Below are 17,530 nucleotides of genomic sequence, written 5' to 3'. Positions count from 1 at the left end.
GATGCTGGTCTCCCCGTTATATCGTTGGCGGCGTCAGGACGCCGAGAAAGGCTTGCCGAGGCAGGCCGGCGCATCGAGCCGGCCGGTTCTGCGGCCCAGCGACATCATGGTCAGAACCGCGACGGTCGCAAGATAGGGCGCCATGGCCAATAGTTCAGGCGCGAGCCAGGTCACGCCCGCCGCCTTGGCCTGAAGCTCGAGCGTCATCACCGCGCCGAACAGATAGGCGCCGAGCAGCAGCCGGCCCGGCCGCCAGGCGGCGAAGACGACGAGCGCGAGCGCAATCCAGCCGCGGCCGGCGGTCAGCCTGTCGGCCCACATCGGCGTCAGCGCCAGCGAGAAATAGGCCCCGCCGAGCCCGGCCAGCGCACCACCGAAGCCGATCGCGGCATAGCGGATGGCGATCACCGGATAGCCGATGGCATGGGCCGAGGCGTCGTGCTCGCCGACCGCGCGCAGGATCAGCCCGGGCCTGGTCTTGCGCAGGAACAGGCTGACGCCCAGCACCAGCGCGAGCGAGAGATAGACCACGATGTCGTGGCCGAAGACGGCACGCAGCAGCGGGTGGTCCGACAGCGCCGCCGGAAACACCGGCCCGAGCCGCGTGATGGTGCGCCCCACGAAGCCGGCCCCGATCAGCGAGGAGGCGCCGATGCCGAAGATCGTCAGGGCCAGGCCCGTCGCGACCTGGTTGGCGGTCAGTGAGAGCGTCAGGACGGCGAAGACCATCGCGGTCGCGATGCCGGCGACGACGGCCGCGACGAGGCCGAGCGTGGTACTGCCCGTGCTGAAAGCGACCGCGAAACCCGCGACAGCGCCGCACAGCATCATGCCCTCGACGCCGAGATTGAGCACGCCGGCCTTCTCGGTGACGAGTTCCCCCAAGGCGGCCAGCAGGATCGGGGTCGAGGCCGCGACGAGCGTCATGAAGATCGAGACGAGGATGGCGGAGGTCATGGCGCGACCCTCGATTTCCAGCCGATCCGATATTTCACCAGCACATCCGTCGCGAGCAGCACGAACAGCAGCAATGCCTGGAACATGCCGGTCGCCGCCTGCGGCAGCCTGACCGTCGTCTGCGCGATCTCGCCGCCGACATAGGTGGCGGCCAGCACCACACCGCCGAAGACGATGCCGAGCGGGTTCAGCCGCCCGAGAAAGGCGACGATGATCGCGGTGAAGCCGTAGCCGGTCGGGAATTGCGGGGTGAGCTGGCCGAAGGGGCCGGCGGCTTCGAACAAGCCGGCGAGACCCGCCAGCCCGCCACTCGCGAGCAGCGTCGCCCAGGTCACCCTGTCGGCGCTGAAGCCGCCATGGCGCGCGGCGGCTGGCGCAAGCCCAACGACCTTCACGGCATAACCGGCCGTGGTCTTTTCCATCAAGAGCCAGGCGACGACCGCGATCAGCAGCGCGACGGGAATGCCGAGATGGACGAGCGAGCCTTCCATCATCGCCGGCAGCGTCTGGTCGGCGCCGAACATGCGTGTCTGCGGGAAATTGAAGCCGTCCGGATCCTTCCATGGGCCGCGTACGAGGTAGTAGAGCGCCTGCACCGCGACATAGGTCAGCATCAGGCTGGTCAGGATCTCGCTGACCTGCAGTCTGACGCGCAGGAAGGCCGGAACCGCAGCCCAGGCCATGCCGCCGAGCACGCCCGCCAGCGCCATGGCGGGCAGGATCCACCAGCCGGTCATGTCATGGGTCGCCAGCGCCACGCCCGTGCCGGCGATCGCGCCCATGATGTATTGCCCCTCCGCGCCGATGTTCCAGACATTGGCCCGAAAGCCGATCGCGAGGCCGAGCGCGATCATGACCAGCGGCGCGGCCTTCACGCCGAGATCGGGCCAGCGCTGCGGCTCCAGGAAGGGCGTCAGGAAGATGTCCCGGACGGCGTGGAAGCCGTCATAGCCCATTGCGGTAAAGACGATCATGCCGATCAGCATGGTCAGCGCGACCGCGATCAGCGGGCTCAGCCAGAGCATCACGGCGCTCGGTTCGCGGCGGCGGCGCCATTCAAGCATGGGCGGATGCCTCGCCATGACCGCTTTCGCCATGGACGCCGCCCATCATCAGCCCGATCTCGTCGATACCGAGGCTCGCCACCTCGCGCGGCGCCGAAAGCCGGCCCTCGTTGATGACGCAGAGCCGGTCGGCCAGCTCCAGCAGTTCGTCGAGGTCCTGCGAGATCACCACCACGGCCGAGCCCTTCGCGGCGAGATCGACGAGTTCCTGCCGGATCGCGGCGGCGGCACCTGCATCCACCCCCCAGGTCGGTTGGCAGACCACGAGCACGCCGGGCTGCTGGCCGATCTCGCGGCCCATGATGAATTTCTGCAGGTTTCCGCCCGACAGCGAGCGGGCCAGCGCGGCGGTGCCGGTGGTGCGGACATCGAAGCGCTTGATCACGGAATCGGCGAAGCGCTTCACATCGCCCGTGCTGATGATGCCCAGCGGCGTCAAGGGCAGACGGTGGCGCGCTGTCAGCACGGCATTGTCGGCCAGCGAGAAATCCGGCACGGCGGCATGGCCGTTGCGCTCCTCGGGCACGCAGGCGAGCCCCAGCGCCCGGCGCGGGCCGGCCGTCATCGTTCCGATCGGCTTGCCGTCGAGCCGGATTGCGTCGGGCCGGCTGGCAGGCCTCTCGCCCGATAGCGCCGTCAGCAGTTCGGACTGGCCATTGCCGGCGACGCCGGCAATGCCGAGAATCTCGCCGGCGCGGGCCTCGAAACTCACCGCTTCGAGGTCGGTGCCGAAAGGCGATTCGCCAGGGAGCGTCAATCCGGAGACGGAGAGCCGCACGGCGCCGGCTCCGCCGCCGGGGCCATGCTCGATCTGGCGCAGTTCGGCGCCGATCATCAGCTCGGCCATGCGCTTGGTGCTCTCGACTCTCGGATCGCAGGTCGCGACGACCTTCCCGCCGCGCAGGATGGTGGCCGCATCGCAGAGCGCTTTGATCTCGTGCAGCTTGTGCGAGATGTAGAGGATCGCGCAGCCTTCGGACGCGATCTGGCGCAGCGTTCCGAACAGCTTGTCGACCTCCTGCGGCGTCAGCACGGAGGTCGGCTCGTCCATGATCAGGAGCTTCGGCTTCTGCAGCAGGCAGCGCACGATCTCGATGCGCTGGCGCTCGCCGACGGACAGTGTGTGGACCTCGCGCTCGGGGTCGAGCGGCAGCGAATAGCTTTCCAGAATCGCCGCGACGCGGCGTTTCAGCGCGTCGCGGTCGACCGCCTCGTCAAGCCCGAGTGCGATGTTCTCGATCACCGTCATCGCGTCGAACAGCGAGAAATGCTGGAACACCATGCCGATGCCGAGCCTGCGCGCCGCCTTGGGCGACGGGATCGCGGCGATCTCGCCGTCCCAGGCGATCGTGCCCTCGTCGGCCTGCTGCACGCCGTAGATGATCTTGACCAGCGTCGACTTGCCGGCTCCGTTCTCGCCGAGGAGGGCATGGATTTCGCCGGGCCGAACGCTGAGGCTGATGTCCTCGTTCGCCTTCACGCCCGGAAAGCTCTTGGAGATGTGCGACAGGGCAAGCCGTGGGCGAACCGTCTGGTCAGGCGGTTGCTTCATGGCCGGCTCTTTCCTCCGCTTCGGCTCCCCCGGAAGCCTTTGATCCGCTAAGCAAACTCCGCACCAGCTCGGCCACCGTCAAGGCCGCGATCACCTCCGGACGCTTGTCGTCCACATCGCTGCCGCCGATCGGACAGATGAGGCGCGCGAGCGCGTCCCGCCTGCCGCCGGCGCGCAGAAAGCCGGATTCGAAGCGGGCGCGCTTCGTCGCCGAGCCGATCATGCCGACATAGGCTGCGTCGCCGCGCGCCAGAACCGCCTCGGCGAGCCGGTAGTCCAGGGCGTGACTGTGGGTCAGGATCACGAAGGCGGAACCGGCTCTGGCTGCATCGACGGCGGTGACGGGGTCTGCCATGCGGATGCAGGTGATCTCGGCCGGAAGTCCGTCCATCACGCCATCGCGATCGTCGATCAGGATCGTCGCGAAGGGCAGGGGGGCCAGCGTCCGGGCGAGCGCCCGCCCGGTATGGCCGGCACCGAGCATGACGATGGCCGGCCGGGCGGAAGCTTCGGCCTTCTCGCGGGCCGCGACCATGGCGAGATCGGCCGCGGTGGCGCGGCGGAGCGAAATCTGCACCCGCCCGCCGCAGCACTGGCCCATCTGCGGGCCGAGCGGGATGTCCAGCTCGCGCTCCAATGTGCTCTCGCGGAGCATTAGCTGGGCGATGTCGATGCAATGGAACTCGAGCTGCCCGCCGCCGATGGTGCCGGCGGCCTCCGTCGCGGTCACGGCCATCGCCGCGCCGGCTTCGCGCGGGGTCGAGCCTTGCGCACGGGTGAGGGTGACGAGGATGGCGCCGTCGCGGAGGTGGCGGGCAAGGAAGGGCGACAGCGTCATCGTTTCCCCCTCCCAACCGTAACGAAAGCGCGGGGGGAACCCCTCTCCTGTAAGGAGAGGGGCAGGGGTGAGGTGTCGGCCCCTGGACCAGCGAGGCGAAAACCTTGCGGCGAAACGGTTGTGAGGTTGTGGCTCAGACGTCCAACGGTCGACCCCTCACCCTGCCCTCTCCCTGCGGGAGAGGGTTCCCCGCGGTGGGTTCGCGCAGTAGGTGAGGTAAGGCATCGGGTGTTCATCGCCCTGCCTCCGCCCTGACGCGCTCCACCGCCGCCAGCACCCGCTCGGGCGTCGCCGGCGCGTCGAGCCTGGGGCAGATCCTGTGCCCGCCGACGCTCGCCACCGCATCCGACAGAGCGTGCAGCACGCAGATCGCCAGCATCAGCGGTGGTTCGCCGACCGCCTTGGAGCGGTGGATCGTCGGCTCCCGGTTGGGCGCATCCTCCAGCAGCGCGACATTGAAGATACGCGGCCGGTCGGAGGCGACGGGAATCTTGTAGGTCGAGGGGGCGTGCGTTCGCAGCCGCCCCTTCTCGTCCCAGACCAGTTCCTCGGTGGTGAGCCAGCCCATGCCCTGAATGAAGCCGCCTTCGATCTGGCCCTTGTCGATCGCCGGGTTCAGCGACGTTCCGCAATCATGCAGGATGTCGACGCGCTCGACCCTGTATTCGCCGGTCAGCGTGTCGATGGCGACCTCGGCGGCGGCCGCGCCATAAGCGAAATAGTAGAACGGGTGGCCGCGGCCCGCCTTGCGGTCCCAGTGGATTTTCGGCGTCGCATAGAAGCCGGTGGCCGAGAGCTGAACGCGGCCCATATAGGCCGCTGCGATCAGCTCGGGAAAGCCGATCTCGTGCGCACCGATCCGCACGCGGCCGGGCAGGAAGGCGATGTCGGCCGGCAGCACGTTCCATTTCGCCGCCGCAAAGGCGACGAGACGTGCCTTGATCGTCTCGCAGGCGTCGAGCGCGGCCATGCCGTTGAGATCGGAGCCCGAGGAGGCAGCCGTCGCCGAGGTGTTGGGGACCTTGGCCGTCGTGGTGGCGGTGATCTTGATCTGGTCGAGCCCGATGCCGAAGGCCTGCGCCACCACCTGCGCCACCTTGACGTAGAGCCCCTGGCCCATCTCGGTGCCGCCATGGTTCAGCATGATCGTGCCGTCGGTATAGACATGTACCAGCGCGCCGGCCTGATTGTACCAGGTCGCGGTGAAGGAGATGCCGAACTTGACCGGGGTCAGCGCGATGCCGCGCTTGACGATGGGGCTTGCTGTATTCGCCTGCCGGATCGCCGCCTGACGGGCGCGGTAGTCGCAAGCCTGCTCCAGCCGGTCGATTAGGTGGCCGGCGATATTGTCCTCGACGGTCTGGTGATAGGGCGTGACATCGCGTCCAGGCCCGCCATAGAGGTTGCGCTTGCGCACTTCGAGCGGGTCGAGCCCGGTTGCAAAAGCGACCTCCTCGATAAACCGCTCGGCCCCGACCATGCCCTGTGGCCCGCCAAAGCCCCGGAATGCCGTGTTGGACACGGTGTTGGTGAGCAGGGGTTCGGATCGGGCACGCACGGCCGGGTAGAAATAGCAGTTGTCCATGTGGAACAGTGCCCGGTCGGTCACCGGGCCCGACAGATCGGCATTCCAGCCGCAGCGTGCCGCATAGACGGCGTCGACCGCATGAATGCGGCCCTCGTCGTCGAAGCCGATCTCGTAATCGCAGACGAAATCATGGCGCTTGCCGGTGATGACCATGTCGTCGTCGCGGTCCGGCCTGAGCTTCACCGGCCGCTTCAGCTTGCGGGCGGCCAGCGCCGCGACGCAGGCGAACAGATTGGACTGCGTCTCCTTGCCGCCGAAACCGCCGCCCATGCGCCGGACCTCGACGGTGACCGCATGCGAGCCGACGCCCAGCACGGCGGCGACCATGTGCTGGACTTCGCTCGGATGCTGCGTCGAGGAGAAGACCTGCATGTCCTCGTCCTCGCCGGGGATGGCGAGTGCGATCTGGCTTTCGAGGTAGAAATGGTCTTGGCCCCCGATCTCCATCTTGCCTTTGAGCCGGCGCGGGCTGGCCGCCATGGCCGCGCCGACATCGCCGCGCTCCAGCTTGAGCGGATCGGTGACGAGCGTGCCGCCAGCGGCGCGCGCTGCGGCCACGTCAAGCAGCGGCTTGGCCTCGTCATAGACCGCCTTGGCGAGCGTAGCCGCATGCCGTGCCGCCTCGCGCGTTTCGGCGACCACCGCGAACAGCGGCTGGCCGTGATGCAAGACCAGGTTCGTCGCGAAGACCGGCTCGTCGTGGCGATGCGTCGAGGAGATGTCGTTGGCGCCCGGAATGTCGGCAGCCGTAAGCACGGCTATGACGCCTGGCGCCGCGCGCACCGCATCGAGATCGAGTGAGATCAGCTTGCCATGGGCGATGCTGCTCAAGCCGAGATAGGCGTGCAGAAGCCCGACAGGGGCGGCGATATCGTCGATATAGACCGCCTCGCCTGCAACGTGCCGGGCGGCGGAATCATGGATGCGCGCCGAGCCGACCTGTCCCGCCGCAGGCTCGATCTCCAGCCGTTTGCGTGCATCAGCCATGGGCGGTGGCCTCTGTCAGGGCGCCGGCCAGCAGCCCGGCGATGCGGGTCTCGACCCGTGGCTGGGTCGTTTCGATCAGGAAGCGCCGCAGCAGATTGCCGGCGACGCTGAGACGGTAGCTGGCCGAGGCGCGCATGTCGCTGAGCGGTGAAAAATCGCCGGGGAGGGCGGCGATGGCGGCAGCAACGGCGGTGTCGCCCCAGCTCTGGCCGATCAGCGCCGACTCGGCGGCTGCGCCGCGCTTGGGAATGCCGGCCATGCCGCCATAGGCGAGGCGCGCCTCCGCGATCCGGCCGTCGCTGCCGATCTTGAGCAGGAAGGCGCCGCAGACGGCCGAGATGTCCTCGTCGAAGCGCTTCGAGATCTTCGAGACATGGAGCAGCGCGTCCGGCGCCGGCTTCGGCACGATCACGGCCTCGACGAACTCGCCTTCGCGCCGATCCTGCTTGCGATAGTCGAGAAAGAAGGCTTCCAGCGGGATCGTCCGGCGCTCGGCGCCGCGGCGCAGCACCAGCATCGCCCCCATCGCGATCAAGGCGGGCGGCAGGTCGCCGATCGGCGAGCCATTGGCGATGTTGCCGCCGATCGTGCCGGCATTGCGGACCTGCTCGCCGCCGAAGCGGCGCATCAGCTCGTCGAGTTGGGGCGAGAGCGCGGCCAGCGCCGGGCGCACCTCCGCATGCGTCGCCATCGCGCCGATGCGCAGATGGTCACCCAGGTCTTCGACGACGCGCAGCGCCTCGATCCGGCCGAGATAGAGCACCGGATCGAGCCTTTGCATGCCCTTCGTCACCCAGAGCCCGACATCGGTCGCGCCCGCCACCAGCGTTGCTTTCGGATGGAGCTTCACCAGATCGACGAGCGCCTCGACCGTCGCGGGCGCGCTGAAGACGCCGCCCGGAGCGTGGAGGGTCAAGGTCTCCTCGTCGGCGAGGTCCCGCAGCCCCACCGCGACCGCCTTGCGGCCTTTCGCCAAGCCATCCCGATTGCCGATGCGGTACATTTGCTGCGCTGCCGCGATGATGGGCTCATAGCCGGTGCAGCGGCAGAGATTGCCCGCCAGCGCGTCCTCGATTCGGGCCACGGATGGCGTGTCCTCGTTCAGCCAGAGCGCGAATAGCGACATCACGAAGCCGGGCGTGCAGAAGCCGCATTGCGAGCCGTGGCAGTCGACCATCGCCTGCTGCACCGGATGCAGCGCGCCGTCCCCGCCCTTCAGATGCTCGACCGTCAGCAGCTGGCAGCCATCCAGCGTCGGCAGGAAGCGGATGCAGGCATTGATCGCCTCGTAGCGCAGGCGGCCGCGATCGAGCCGGCCGACGACGACGGTGCAGGCGCCGCAATCGCCCTCGGCGCAGCCTTCCTTGCTGCCCGTCATGCGCCTGTCGAGCCGCAGCCAATCGAGCACCGTCAGGGTGGGATCGCAGGAAGCGATCTCGACCCGCTCGTCGCCGAGGAGGAAGCGCAGTGTGTTACGCATCCGGGCCGTCTCGTCCGGGAAGACACATCATGCCCGCAGATTAGGCATGATCGCCGCTTGGCCGGAAGCTTTGATTTGGTGCAGATGTGATGTGAAATTGAGCCGGAGTCCAAAGCCCCGTGAGCGAAACGACTGCCATTCGCGCTCTGCGCGGCCGCCTGCTCTGGTTCGTCGACGACCCGCATGACGCAGGCGAGGCCGCCCATCGCTATGTCGCGGACGGGCTGATCGTGATCGAGGGCGGCATCGTCCGCGCGGCAGGCGAGGCGGGCGCATTGCTGTCGTCGCTGCCCGCGAACGCCGAGGTCGTCGATCATCGCCCGCATCTGATCATGCCGGGCTTCATCGACGCGCATCTGCACATGCCGCAGACCCAGGTCATCGCCTCCTATGGTGCGCAACTGATGGACTGGCTCAACCGCTACACCTTCGTCGAGGAGCAGAAGCTGGCGCAGCAGGGCCATCCGGAAAAGCTCGCGACCTTCCTGCTCGACGAACTGCTCAGCCATGGCACGACGACGGCGGTGATCTACTGTTCCGTGCATCCGCAGTCGGCGGAGGCGCTGTTTCGCGAATCGGAGCGCCGCAACACCCGCATGGTCGCCGGCAAGGTGATGATGGACCGCAATGCGCCGGACGCGCTGACCGACACGGCGGCGAGCGGCTATGCTGACTCAAAGGCGCTGATCGAGCGCTGGCACGGCAAGGGACGGCAGCTCTACGCGATCAGCCCGCGCTTCGCCGTGACCTCGACGCCGCAGCAGATGGAGGCTGCCGGGCGGCTCGCGGCCGAGTATCCCGACTGTCACGTCCAGACCCATATCAACGAGAACCGGGCCGAGATCGCCTTCGCCAACGAGCTTTACCCGGAGGCCGGCGACTATGCCGGCATCTACCAGCGTTATGGGTTGCTTGGCCCCCGCAGCCTGCTTGGCCACTGCATCCACATGACCGACCGGGAATGGCGGCGCTTTGCGGAGAGTGACACGGTCGCGGTCTTCTGCCCGACCTCGAACCTCTTCCTCGGCTCCGGGCTGTTCGACTGGGCGCGAGCCCGTGCCGAGGGGGTGCCGGTCGCGGTCGCGACCGATATCGGTGGCGGCACCTCCTATTCGATGCTGAGGACGATGTCGGAAGCCTACAAGGTGCTGCAGTTGCAGGGGCAATCGCTCTCGGCCTTCGCCGCTCTGCATGCGATCACGCGCGGCAATGCCAGGGCGCTGAAGCTCGACCACCTGATCGGCTCGCTGGAGCCCGGCCGCGAAGCCGATATTGTCGTGCTCGATCCCACGGCCCAGCGCGCGATGGCGCACCGGCTCGAGACGGCGCGCGATCTGGCGGAAGAGCTCTTCGTGCTGGTCACGCTGGGCGACGAGCGCAACGTCGTCGCGACCTATGTGATGGGGGAGCGGGTGACGCCGACGCAGAACTCTCTCCTGTAAGGAGAGGGGTTCCTCGTGGTGTCATCAGCCCAGAACGCCGCCCTTGCGCGCAAAATCGATATAGATTTCGCGCAGGCGCAGCGCCGTCGGCCCCGGCGCGCCGTTGTGGATGGTGTGGCCGTCGATCGTGGTCACCGGCATGACGAGGCTGGTGGCGGAGGTGATGAAGGCCTCCTCGGCGTCCAGCGCCTCCTGCAAGGTGAATTCGCGCTCCTCGAAGGCGAAGCCGGTTTCGGCGATGAAGGCGAGCACCGCCTTGCGGGTGATGCCGGGCAGCACCTTGTTCGACAAGGGCCGCGAGATCAGCGTCTTGCCCTTGACGATCCAGGCCGTCGAGGATGCGCCCTCTGTGACGACGCCGTCCTCGACGAGCCAGGCTTCCTGCGCGCCGCTTTCGGCCGCGAACTGCTTGGCGAGGACCGGGGCCAGCAGGTTGACGCTCTTGATGTCACGGCGCGCCCAGCGCAGATCGGGCGTCGAGACGACCTTGATGCCGGTCTTGGCCGTCGGCACATTCACGAAATTGCGGGCCTGGGTGAACATCACCAGCGTCGGGGCGACATCCTTCGGGAAGGCGAATTCGCGATCCGACGCACCACGCGAGACCTGGAGATAGATCCCGCCCTCGTCGAGGCTGTTTCGCTTGATCAGCTCCTCATGGATCGCGACCAGCTCGGCCTTCGACCAGGGCAGGGCAAGCCGGATCTCGCCGCAGGAGCGCTCCAGCCGGGCCAGATGCGCCTCGCAATCGACGAGCTTGCCGCCGATCACCGCCGAGACCTCGTAGATGCCGTCGCCGAAGATGAAGCCGCGGTCGAAGATCGAGATCTTGGCGTCCTCTTCCGGCAGGTAGGCGCCATTCACATAGACAATGCGGCTCATCGATCGGGTCTCGTCAGCAGGTTGAGGGCGTACCCTTCCTAGCCGAGACATCTCGCAGGCGCGAGGGCGAATGCCCGCCGACGACGCGGAGCGCCCCGGCGTTTTCTATGGTTTGAGGCTGAGGAACCGCGTCGGGATCGCCCCGCGCAGATTCGGCTCGAAGCCGGCAAGCTTTGGCGAGACCAGATTCTTGGTCGAATAATGCAGCACCGGAATCCAGGGCTGGTCGCGCGCGATGATGCTGTCGGCTTCGCGCAGGATGGCCGCGCGCTTGACGAGGTCCGTTTCCGCAGCGGCGAGCTTCATCAGCATGTCGAACTGCGGATCGGCATATTTGCCGAAATTGAAGCCGGCATTGTCGCTCTGGAACAGGAAGAGGAAATCCTGCGGATCGGAATAGTCCCCGATCCAGCCATAACGAGCGACGTCGAAATCTCCGCCTTCGCGCAGATGGGCGAAATGGCTCGGGTTGTCCGTCTCGAACAGGGACGTCTCCACGCCGATCGCCTTCCATTGCTCTGCGATGGTGACGACGGTGCGGCGGTTGTTGTCGCTGCGGTTGTAGCGCAGCTCCAGCCGCAGCGGCAGGCCGGGCCCGAAGCCGGCTGCAGCCAGCAGCTTCTTGGCCTCGTCCTCCCGATCGAGCGGCGAAGCCATCTTGAAGTCGAGCTCGGCGCGCTCGCCGTAATTGCCGATCTGAGGCGGGATCACGCCATAGGCCGGCAGCATCGTGCCGGCCCAGATCGTCTCGGCGATGAACTCGCGGTCGATCGCGAGCGAGAGCGCCCGGCGCACCCGGGCGTCGTCGAACGGTCGCTTCGCCGTGTTGAGCACGAGGAAATAGGTGCCGAGATAGGGCGAGACCCTGACCTGCGCGCCGAGCTTCGCGCGCAGGCTCTTGATCTGGTCGGCCGGGATGTCGGTGGTCAGGTGCAGTTCCCCGGCCTGGAAACGCCGCGCCGCCACGGCGAGGTCCGAGGTCGGGTAGTAGATCACCGTGTCGATCCTGACATTCGCGGCGTCGTGGAAGGCCTTGTTCCGGTCGAGGCGGATATGCGAGTTCGGCACGAATTCCTTCAGCACATAGGCGCCGTTCGAGACCCAGTGCTCCGGTTTGACGAAGTCCTTCCCGAATGCCTCGACCGTGGCGCGATGCACTGGCAGCCCGGTCTGGTGCGTCAGCAGTTCGAGGAAATACGGCGTCGGCCGCTCCAGCGTGATCTCGAGGCTGTGCGCGTCGATCGCCCTGACGCCGAGATCCTCGAGCCTGGCGCCCTCAGTGCCCTTGTTGATCTTCTCGGCGTTCAGGATCGGGTAGAGCAGGGCGGCATATTTCGCGCCGGTCTGCGGATCGAGCATGCGCCTGAGCGAGAACACGAAATCCGCCGCCGTCACCGGATCGCCATTCGACCAGCGGGCGTTGGCGCGCAGGGCGAAGCGCCATGTCCTGCCATCCTCGCTCGTCGCCCAGCTCTCGGCGACGCCGGGAACGACCTCCCCCTTCATGCTGTGGATCACCAGCCCCTCAAAGAGGTCGCGCAGCAGATGCGCTTCCGCCACCGTCGAGGTTCTGTGGGGGTCGAGCGTCTCCGGATCGCCGTCATTGCCGCGATGGAACACGCCCTGGGCCAGGGCTCCTGCGGCACAGGACAGCAGCAGCGCGGCTGCCAGCATCAGGGCTGCTGCGCGGCGCGTGAGGTCGAGCATGGAAGCCTCCCCTTGATGGCGATCCTGCCGCGACGCAGGCGCCGTCATCGGGAAGTAGAACCCGCCGGCAAGGACGTGCCAAGCCCGAAAAGCGGACTTGGCGTAGCATCCTTGGGAGGAGGCAGGCCGTCAGCCTGCCGCAGCCGCCGCGCGCTCCTGCGCCTCTACCACCGCGACCGCGGTCATATTGACGACGCCGCGCGCCGTCACCGAGCCGGTGAGGATATGCACGGGCTTGGCCGCGCCGATCAGGATCGGCCCGACAGGCAGTGCGTCCGCCAGCACCTTCGCGAACTGATAAGCGATGTTGGCGGCGTCGAGGTTCGGGAAGATCAGCACGTTGGCGACGCCCTTGAGTCGCGAGGAGGGCAGCACGCGCTCGCGAACGATCGCGCTCAGCGCGGTATCAGCCTCCATCTCGCCGTCGCATTCGAGTTCGGGCGCCCGCTCGCGGATCAGCGTTGCCGCCTTGCGCATCTTGAGCGCGGACGGCGTGTCGGCCGCGCCGAAATCGGAATGCGAGAGCAGGGCGATCTTGGGCTCGATGCCGAAGCGGGTGACATGGCTTGCCGCCAGCACCGTCATGTCGGCGATTTCCTCGGCGCTCGGGTCGTTCTTGATATGGGTGTCGGCGAGGAAGAAGGCGCCCTTGTTGGTGATGATCAGGGTCATCGCCGAGATGTCGGAGACGCCGGGCGCCAGCCCGATGATGTCCTTGATGTGCCGCAGCCGCGACATGAAGCGGCCTTCGAGCCCGGTGATCATCGCGTCGGCCTCGCCCCGCGCGACGGCGAGCGCGGCGATCACCGTGTTGTTGGTGCGCACCAGCGAGCGCGCCGCCTCGGGCGTGACGCCGCGCCGGCCGGCGATGTCGAGATAGGTCGCGACATAGTCGCGATAGCGCGGATCGTCCTCGGGGTTGATCACCTCGAAATCGACGCCGGGCCGCAGCGACAGGCCGAAGCGCTTGACGCGGGTCTCGATCACGCTCGGGCGGCCGATCAGGATCGGGATCGCGAGCCCTTCCTCCAGTGCGACCTGCGCCGCCCGCAGCACGCGCTCATCCTCGCCTTCCGCGTAGATGATGCGCTTGGGATCGGCCTTCGCCTGGGCGAAGAGCGGCTTCATGATGAAGCCGGAGCGGAAGACGAAGCGCGACAATTCCTCGCGATATGCCTCGATGTCGGCCAGTGGCTTGCGCGCCACGCCGGTCGCCATCGCGGCCTGTGCGACGGCGGGCGCGATGCGGATGATCAGGCGCGGATCGAACGGGTTCGGGATCAGCGAGGTCGCCCCGAAGGTCGAGGCCTCGCCGCCATAGGCGCGTGCCGCGATGTCGGAGGTCGCCTCGCGGGCCAGCGCCGCGATGGCGCGCACGGCCGCAAGCTTCATCGCTTCGTTGATCGTCGTCGCCTGCACGTCGAGCGCGCCACGGAAGATGTAGGGGAAGCACAGGACGTTGTTGACCTGGTTCGGATAATCCGACCGGCCGGTGCAGATCATCGCGTCGGGCCGCGCGGCCAGCGCGTCCTCCGGTGTGATTTCGGGGTTGGGATTGGCGAGCGCCAGGATCAAGGGCTTGGGGCCCATGCGCTTGGCCATCTCGGGCTTCAGCACGCCCGCGGCCGAGAGACCGAGGAAGATGTCGGCGCCTTCGATCACCTCGGCGAGCGTGCGCGCATCGGTCTCCTGGGCATAGATCTCCTTCCAGCGGTCCATCAGGGTGTTGCGGCCCTTGTGGACGACGCCTTCGAGGTCGGTGACCCAGATGTTCTTGCGCTGCGCGCCGAGCTCGACCAGCAGGTTGAGGCAGGCCAGCGCCGCCGCGCCCGCGCCCGAGACGACGATCTTGACCTCGCCGATATGCTTGCCCGCGAGATCGAGCCCGTTGAGGATCGCCGCCGAGACGATGATCGCGGTGCCGTGCTGGTCGTCATGGAAGACCGGGATTTGCATCCGGGCCTTGAGCTGCTCCTCGATCTCGAAACATTCCGGACCCTTGATGTCCTCGAGATTGATCCCGCCGAAGGTCGGCTCCAGCGCCGCGACCACCTCGACGAATTTCTCGATGTTCTTCTGCTCGACCTCGATGTCGAAGCAGTCGATTCCGGCGAATTTCTTGAACAGGACGGCCTTGCCCTCCATCACCGGCTTGGAGGCGAGCGGGCCGATGTCGCCCAGGCCCAGCACCGCCGTGCCGTTGGTGATCACGGCGACCAGGTTTTGCCGCGAGGTCAGCTCGGCTGCCTGGGCGGGGTCGTCGACGATGGCCTCGCAGGCAGCGGCGACGCCAGGCGAATAGGCGAGCGCGAGGTCGCGCTGGTTGCCGAGCGGCTTGGTCGCCTGAATCTCGATCTTACCAGGGCGGGGAACACGGTGATAGACGAGCGCGCCCGAGCGGAGATCGGGGGACAGGTTGCTCTTCATCGCGGCGGCTCCAGCGGCGTCGGCTCAATGCCAGGAGCAGCCGAGGTCGCGCGAATGGGGGGACGCCGTCAAGCGCGGATCACGCATTAATCGCAGGCAGGGACGGGCAGGTTTGAGCGGCGGCAGACGCAGCCACCTGAAGCGGCTTCGTTGAATCAGCGTGTTAACAGCTTGAATCGGCCTGTCAGCCAATGCCCGTAAGGGATTCTGGCGACTCGCGAAATCTGCCGAGCCGATCAGGCGCGTCGCCTGCGCGGCGTTGCGTCGCTCAGAACGCCTTGAAGGTGATGATCGTGTGGGTGTCGGCGATCTCGGGGATCGACTGCACCTTCTGCGCGACGAAATGGCCGATATCGACATCGGCCGCGACATGGAATTTCGCCAGGATATCGTAGTTACCCGCCGTCGAATAAATCTCCGAGGCGATCTCGCGGTCGGCGAGTTCGCTGGCGACCTCATAGGTCTTGCCGAGCTTGCATTTGATCTCGACGAAGAAGGTCTGCATCGGAGGCTCCGGGTTCATCTGAGCATCGCCCCGAAAACCGGGCGCCACGTTTCGTGGCCGATGCTCTCGCGCTCTGGATAGAGCCTCCGGCAGGGTCAGATCAAGCGCGGTCGGATCAGGCGCCTGCAAGCGCGGCGATCCGGCGGGTCATGGCGTCCTCCGGGTCGGGGAGGCCGGCGATCACGGCGAAATGGTTCGCGCCGGGAATCTCCTCATAGCGCGTGCGCACGCCCTCCAGCCCCCAGACATCGACGATGCGCCGGCTCTGCTTGAAATACTCCTCGCTCTCGGCCGCGCCGACCACCGCGTCCATGACGAGCCCGGAGGGGGCAGGCCAGAACAGCGGGCTCTCCCGCTCCGCCGCCTCGAAGCTCAGCCCCAGCGCCGTGTTGATGCTGGTCTCGGTGAGCGGCTTCAGATTGTAGAGCCCCGAGATGCCATAGGCCGCCGGCACGAGCTGCTCGGGCAGGTCGGGATCGACATTGGCCCAGTTGGTCGCGAGCAGGCAGGCCGAGAGATGGCCGCCGGCCGAATGCCCCGTCGCGACCACCGGCAGCGAAAAGCGCCGCCACAGCGCCGCGGCCGCCTGCTGCAGCTCCCAGACGATATGGCCGAGCTCGACCTGCGGGCAGAGATCATAGCCCACCACCGCGACGGGCACGCCGAGCCGGTTCAGCCCCCGTGCCATATGCGAGAAGAAGCTCCGGTCGAGCGCCTGCCAGTAGCCGCCATGGACGAACATCGCGATCGCGTTGCCGCGCACGGTTTCGGGCTTGAACAGGTCGTAGCGCTGGCGCTCGCCCTCGCCATAGGAAATGCCGAGTTCGCACACGGCTTCCGATCGATAGGCGGCGGAGTCGCGCGCCCAGCCCGCGATCAGCGCGGGATGCTCGGGAACACGGGCGCGATTGTTGTATTCGGTTTCGTAGTCGGGCGACATTCCTGGCTCCGGCTTGCCTCGCACTGGCACGGCGCTCCTGAGGGAGGCGGCTTTCATGGCAGTTGGCCCCAGTCTGCGCCATGGCTTTTGACAGGTCGAGCACCGGCCGGCACAAAGCTTCGCGGTTGGCGCATGGCGCATCCGATGGAGACGACGATGGAAAACCCGATCCTCGCCGAGGTGACGCGCGGCAGCACGGTCGAGTCGCGTCATCGCGGCGCTGCGCTGGTGATCGACGCCGACGGCGCCGTGGTGTTCTCGGCCGGCGACATCGATCGCCCGGTCTTTCCGCGCTCTGCCGTCAAGGCGATCCAGGCGCTGCCGCTGTTCGAGAGCGGCGCCGCGGACCGTTACGGGCTGACCGAGCCGGAGATCGCGCTCGCCGTTTCGTCGCATTCGGGCGAGCCGCTCCATGCCGAGACCTCGCTCGCCATGCTGCGCAAGGCCGGGCGCGATGCCGGCTGCCTCGAATGCGGCACGCATTGGCCGATGAACGAGGCCGCCGCCCGCGCCATCGCCCAGGCCGGCGGCGAGCCGAGCGCGCTCAACAACAACTGTTCCGGCAAGCATGCCGGCTTCGTCTGCCTGGCCTGCGGCCTCGACGAAGATCCCGCCGGTTATGTCAAGGCCGGTCACGCCGTGCAGCAGGCCGTGCGCGGTGCGTTGGAGGATGTAACCGGCGCGGCCCATTCGGCGGACGCGATGGGCACGGATGGTTGCTCGATCCCGACCTATGCCGTGCCGCTGAAGGCGCTGGCGCTCGGCTTCGCCCGCTTCGGCACTGGCCATGGGCTCAGTCCCGAGCGTGCCAGGGCCGCTGCCCGCATCCGCAAGGCCGCCGCTGCCCATCCCTTCATGGTCGCAGGCACTGGCCGCTTCGACACCCGCGCCATGGACCTGCTGCGCGCACGCATCTTCATCAAGACCGGCGCCGAAGGCGTCTATTGCGGTGCCCTGCCGGAGCTCGGCTACGGCATCGCGCTGAAATGCGACGACGGCGCCGGCCGGGCAGCGGAGGTGGTCATGGCCGCCCTGATCGCGCGCTTCCTGCCGATGGACGAGGCGGAGCTGGTCGCCTTCTCCCCCTTGCGCGAGAGCATCATGACGAACTGGAACGGCATCGAGGTCGGGCGGGTCAGGTCGGCGGCGAGCTGAGCTCCC

Annotated in this window: 13 protein-coding genes; 2 read left to right on the top strand and 11 right to left on the bottom strand. The window is 67.4% G+C overall.

All coding sequences use genetic code 11. The annotated features are described in order from the left end of the window. Positions 1-33: 33 nt before the first annotated feature. The 6 genes from C8D03_RS01245 to xdhA all read right to left on the bottom strand — a co-directional run bounded on the left by C8D03_RS01245 (position 34) and on the right by xdhA (position 8,466). A complete protein-coding gene (locus C8D03_RS01245; protein WP_108044638.1) occupies positions 34-957 on the bottom strand; it encodes an ABC transporter permease in 924 nt (307 codons plus the stop codon). Then, positions 954-2,021, bottom strand: a complete 1,068-nt coding sequence (locus C8D03_RS01240) for an ABC transporter permease (RefSeq protein WP_108051045.1) — start codon at positions 2,019-2,021, stop codon at positions 954-956. The genes C8D03_RS01245 and C8D03_RS01240 overlap by 4 nt, the downstream gene beginning before the upstream one ends. After that, positions 2,014-3,573 carry an ABC transporter ATP-binding protein gene (locus C8D03_RS01235; RefSeq protein WP_108044637.1) on the bottom strand — a complete coding sequence of 520 codons (1,560 nt, stop codon included), beginning with the start codon at positions 3,571-3,573 and terminating at the stop codon, positions 2,014-2,016. Before C8D03_RS01235 ends, C8D03_RS01240 begins: the two co-directional genes overlap by 8 nt. Further along, positions 3,557-4,411: a xanthine dehydrogenase accessory protein XdhC gene (gene xdhC / locus C8D03_RS01230; RefSeq protein WP_108044636.1), complete on the bottom strand. Its 855-nt coding sequence runs from the start codon at positions 4,409-4,411 to the stop codon at positions 3,557-3,559. Before xdhC ends, C8D03_RS01235 begins: the two co-directional genes overlap by 17 nt. A gap of 232 nt (positions 4,412-4,643) precedes the next feature. After that, positions 4,644-6,986: a xanthine dehydrogenase molybdopterin binding subunit gene (xdhB, locus tag C8D03_RS01225; protein WP_108044635.1), complete on the bottom strand. Its 2,343-nt coding sequence runs from the start codon at positions 6,984-6,986 to the stop codon at positions 4,644-4,646. Beyond that, entirely contained in the window at positions 6,979-8,466 is a 1,488-nt protein-coding gene (xdhA, locus tag C8D03_RS01220; RefSeq protein ID WP_108044634.1) for a xanthine dehydrogenase small subunit, read from the bottom strand. Before xdhA ends, xdhB begins: the two co-directional genes overlap by 8 nt. A gap of 119 nt (positions 8,467-8,585) precedes the next feature. Here xdhA and guaD point away from each other — a divergent pair, with 119 nt between their 5' ends. Further along, positions 8,586-9,908, top strand: a complete 1,323-nt coding sequence (gene guaD / locus C8D03_RS01215) for a guanine deaminase (protein WP_108044633.1) — start codon at positions 8,586-8,588, stop codon at positions 9,906-9,908. 24 nt (positions 9,909-9,932) lie between these two features. Here guaD and C8D03_RS01210 read toward each other — a convergent pair whose 3' ends face one another. The 5 genes from C8D03_RS01210 to C8D03_RS01190 form a co-directional block, all read right to left on the bottom strand. Next, on the bottom strand, positions 9,933-10,790 hold the full coding sequence (locus tag C8D03_RS01210) for a D-amino-acid transaminase (protein WP_108044632.1): 858 nt from the start codon (positions 10,788-10,790) through the stop codon (positions 9,933-9,935). A gap of 105 nt (positions 10,791-10,895) precedes the next feature. After that, positions 10,896-12,497 carry a peptide ABC transporter substrate-binding protein gene (locus C8D03_RS01205; protein WP_108044631.1) on the bottom strand — a complete coding sequence of 534 codons (1,602 nt, stop codon included), beginning with the start codon at positions 12,495-12,497 and terminating at the stop codon, positions 10,896-10,898. Positions 12,498-12,626: 129 nt separating this feature from the next. Further along, complete coding sequence (locus C8D03_RS01200) at positions 12,627-14,924, bottom strand: NADP-dependent malic enzyme (RefSeq protein ID WP_108044630.1); 2,298 nt, start codon at positions 14,922-14,924, stop codon at positions 12,627-12,629. A gap of 268 nt (positions 14,925-15,192) precedes the next feature. Continuing rightward, on the bottom strand, positions 15,193-15,429 hold the full coding sequence (locus tag C8D03_RS01195; protein WP_038361355.1) for an Lrp/AsnC ligand binding domain-containing protein: 237 nt from the start codon (positions 15,427-15,429) through the stop codon (positions 15,193-15,195). A 115-nt stretch (positions 15,430-15,544) separates the two neighbouring features. Then, positions 15,545-16,369, bottom strand: a complete 825-nt coding sequence (locus C8D03_RS01190) for an alpha/beta hydrolase (protein ID WP_108044629.1) — start codon at positions 16,367-16,369, stop codon at positions 15,545-15,547. Between the two features lie 156 nt (positions 16,370-16,525). On the opposite strand from C8D03_RS01190, the gene C8D03_RS01185 reads away from it, so the two are divergent. Then, the gene (locus tag C8D03_RS01185) at positions 16,526-17,524 is read left to right on the top strand and encodes an asparaginase (protein ID WP_108051043.1); all 999 of its coding nucleotides are present in this window, start codon (positions 16,526-16,528) and stop codon (positions 17,522-17,524) included. Positions 17,525-17,530: the final 6 nt, after the last annotated feature.

The organism is Bosea sp. 124 (assembly GCF_003046175.1).
GTDB lineage: Bacteria > Pseudomonadota > Alphaproteobacteria > Rhizobiales > Beijerinckiaceae > Allobosea.
The sequence above is the reverse complement of the archived record's forward strand: the minus strand, read 5'-3'. Positions and strand labels throughout refer to the sequence as shown.

Bases quoted from the DNA above. Each gene is read 5' to 3' on its own strand.
- C8D03_RS01190 (WP_108044629.1), bottom strand. From the start codon at position 16,369: ATGTCGCCCGACTACGAAACCGAATACAACAATCGCGCCCGTGTTCCC.
- xdhB (WP_108044635.1), bottom strand. From the start codon at position 6,986: ATGGCTGATGCACGCAAACGGCTGGAGATCGAGCCTGCGGCGGGACAG.
- C8D03_RS01185 (WP_108051043.1), top strand. From the start codon at position 16,526: ATGGAAAACCCGATCCTCGCCGAGGTGACGCGCGGCAGCACGGTCGAG.
- xdhC (WP_108044636.1), bottom strand. From the start codon at position 4,411: ATGACGCTGTCGCCCTTCCTTGCCCGCCACCTCCGCGACGGCGCCATC.
- C8D03_RS01210 (WP_108044632.1), bottom strand. From the start codon at position 10,790: ATGAGCCGCATTGTCTATGTGAATGGCGCCTACCTGCCGGAAGAGGAC.
- C8D03_RS01205 (WP_108044631.1), bottom strand. From the start codon at position 12,497: ATGCTCGACCTCACGCGCCGCGCAGCAGCCCTGATGCTGGCAGCCGCG.
- C8D03_RS01245 (WP_108044638.1), bottom strand. From the start codon at position 957: ATGACCTCCGCCATCCTCGTCTCGATCTTCATGACGCTCGTCGCGGCC.
- xdhA (WP_108044634.1), bottom strand. From the start codon at position 8,466: ATGCGTAACACACTGCGCTTCCTCCTCGGCGACGAGCGGGTCGAGATC.
- C8D03_RS01200 (WP_108044630.1), bottom strand. From the start codon at position 14,924: ATGAAGAGCAACCTGTCCCCCGATCTCCGCTCGGGCGCGCTCGTCTAT.
- C8D03_RS01240 (WP_108051045.1), bottom strand. From the start codon at position 2,021: ATGCTTGAATGGCGCCGCCGCCGCGAACCGAGCGCCGTGATGCTCTGG.
- C8D03_RS01235 (WP_108044637.1), bottom strand. From the start codon at position 3,573: ATGAAGCAACCGCCTGACCAGACGGTTCGCCCACGGCTTGCCCTGTCG.
- C8D03_RS01195 (WP_038361355.1), bottom strand. From the start codon at position 15,429: ATGCAGACCTTCTTCGTCGAGATCAAATGCAAGCTCGGCAAGACCTAT.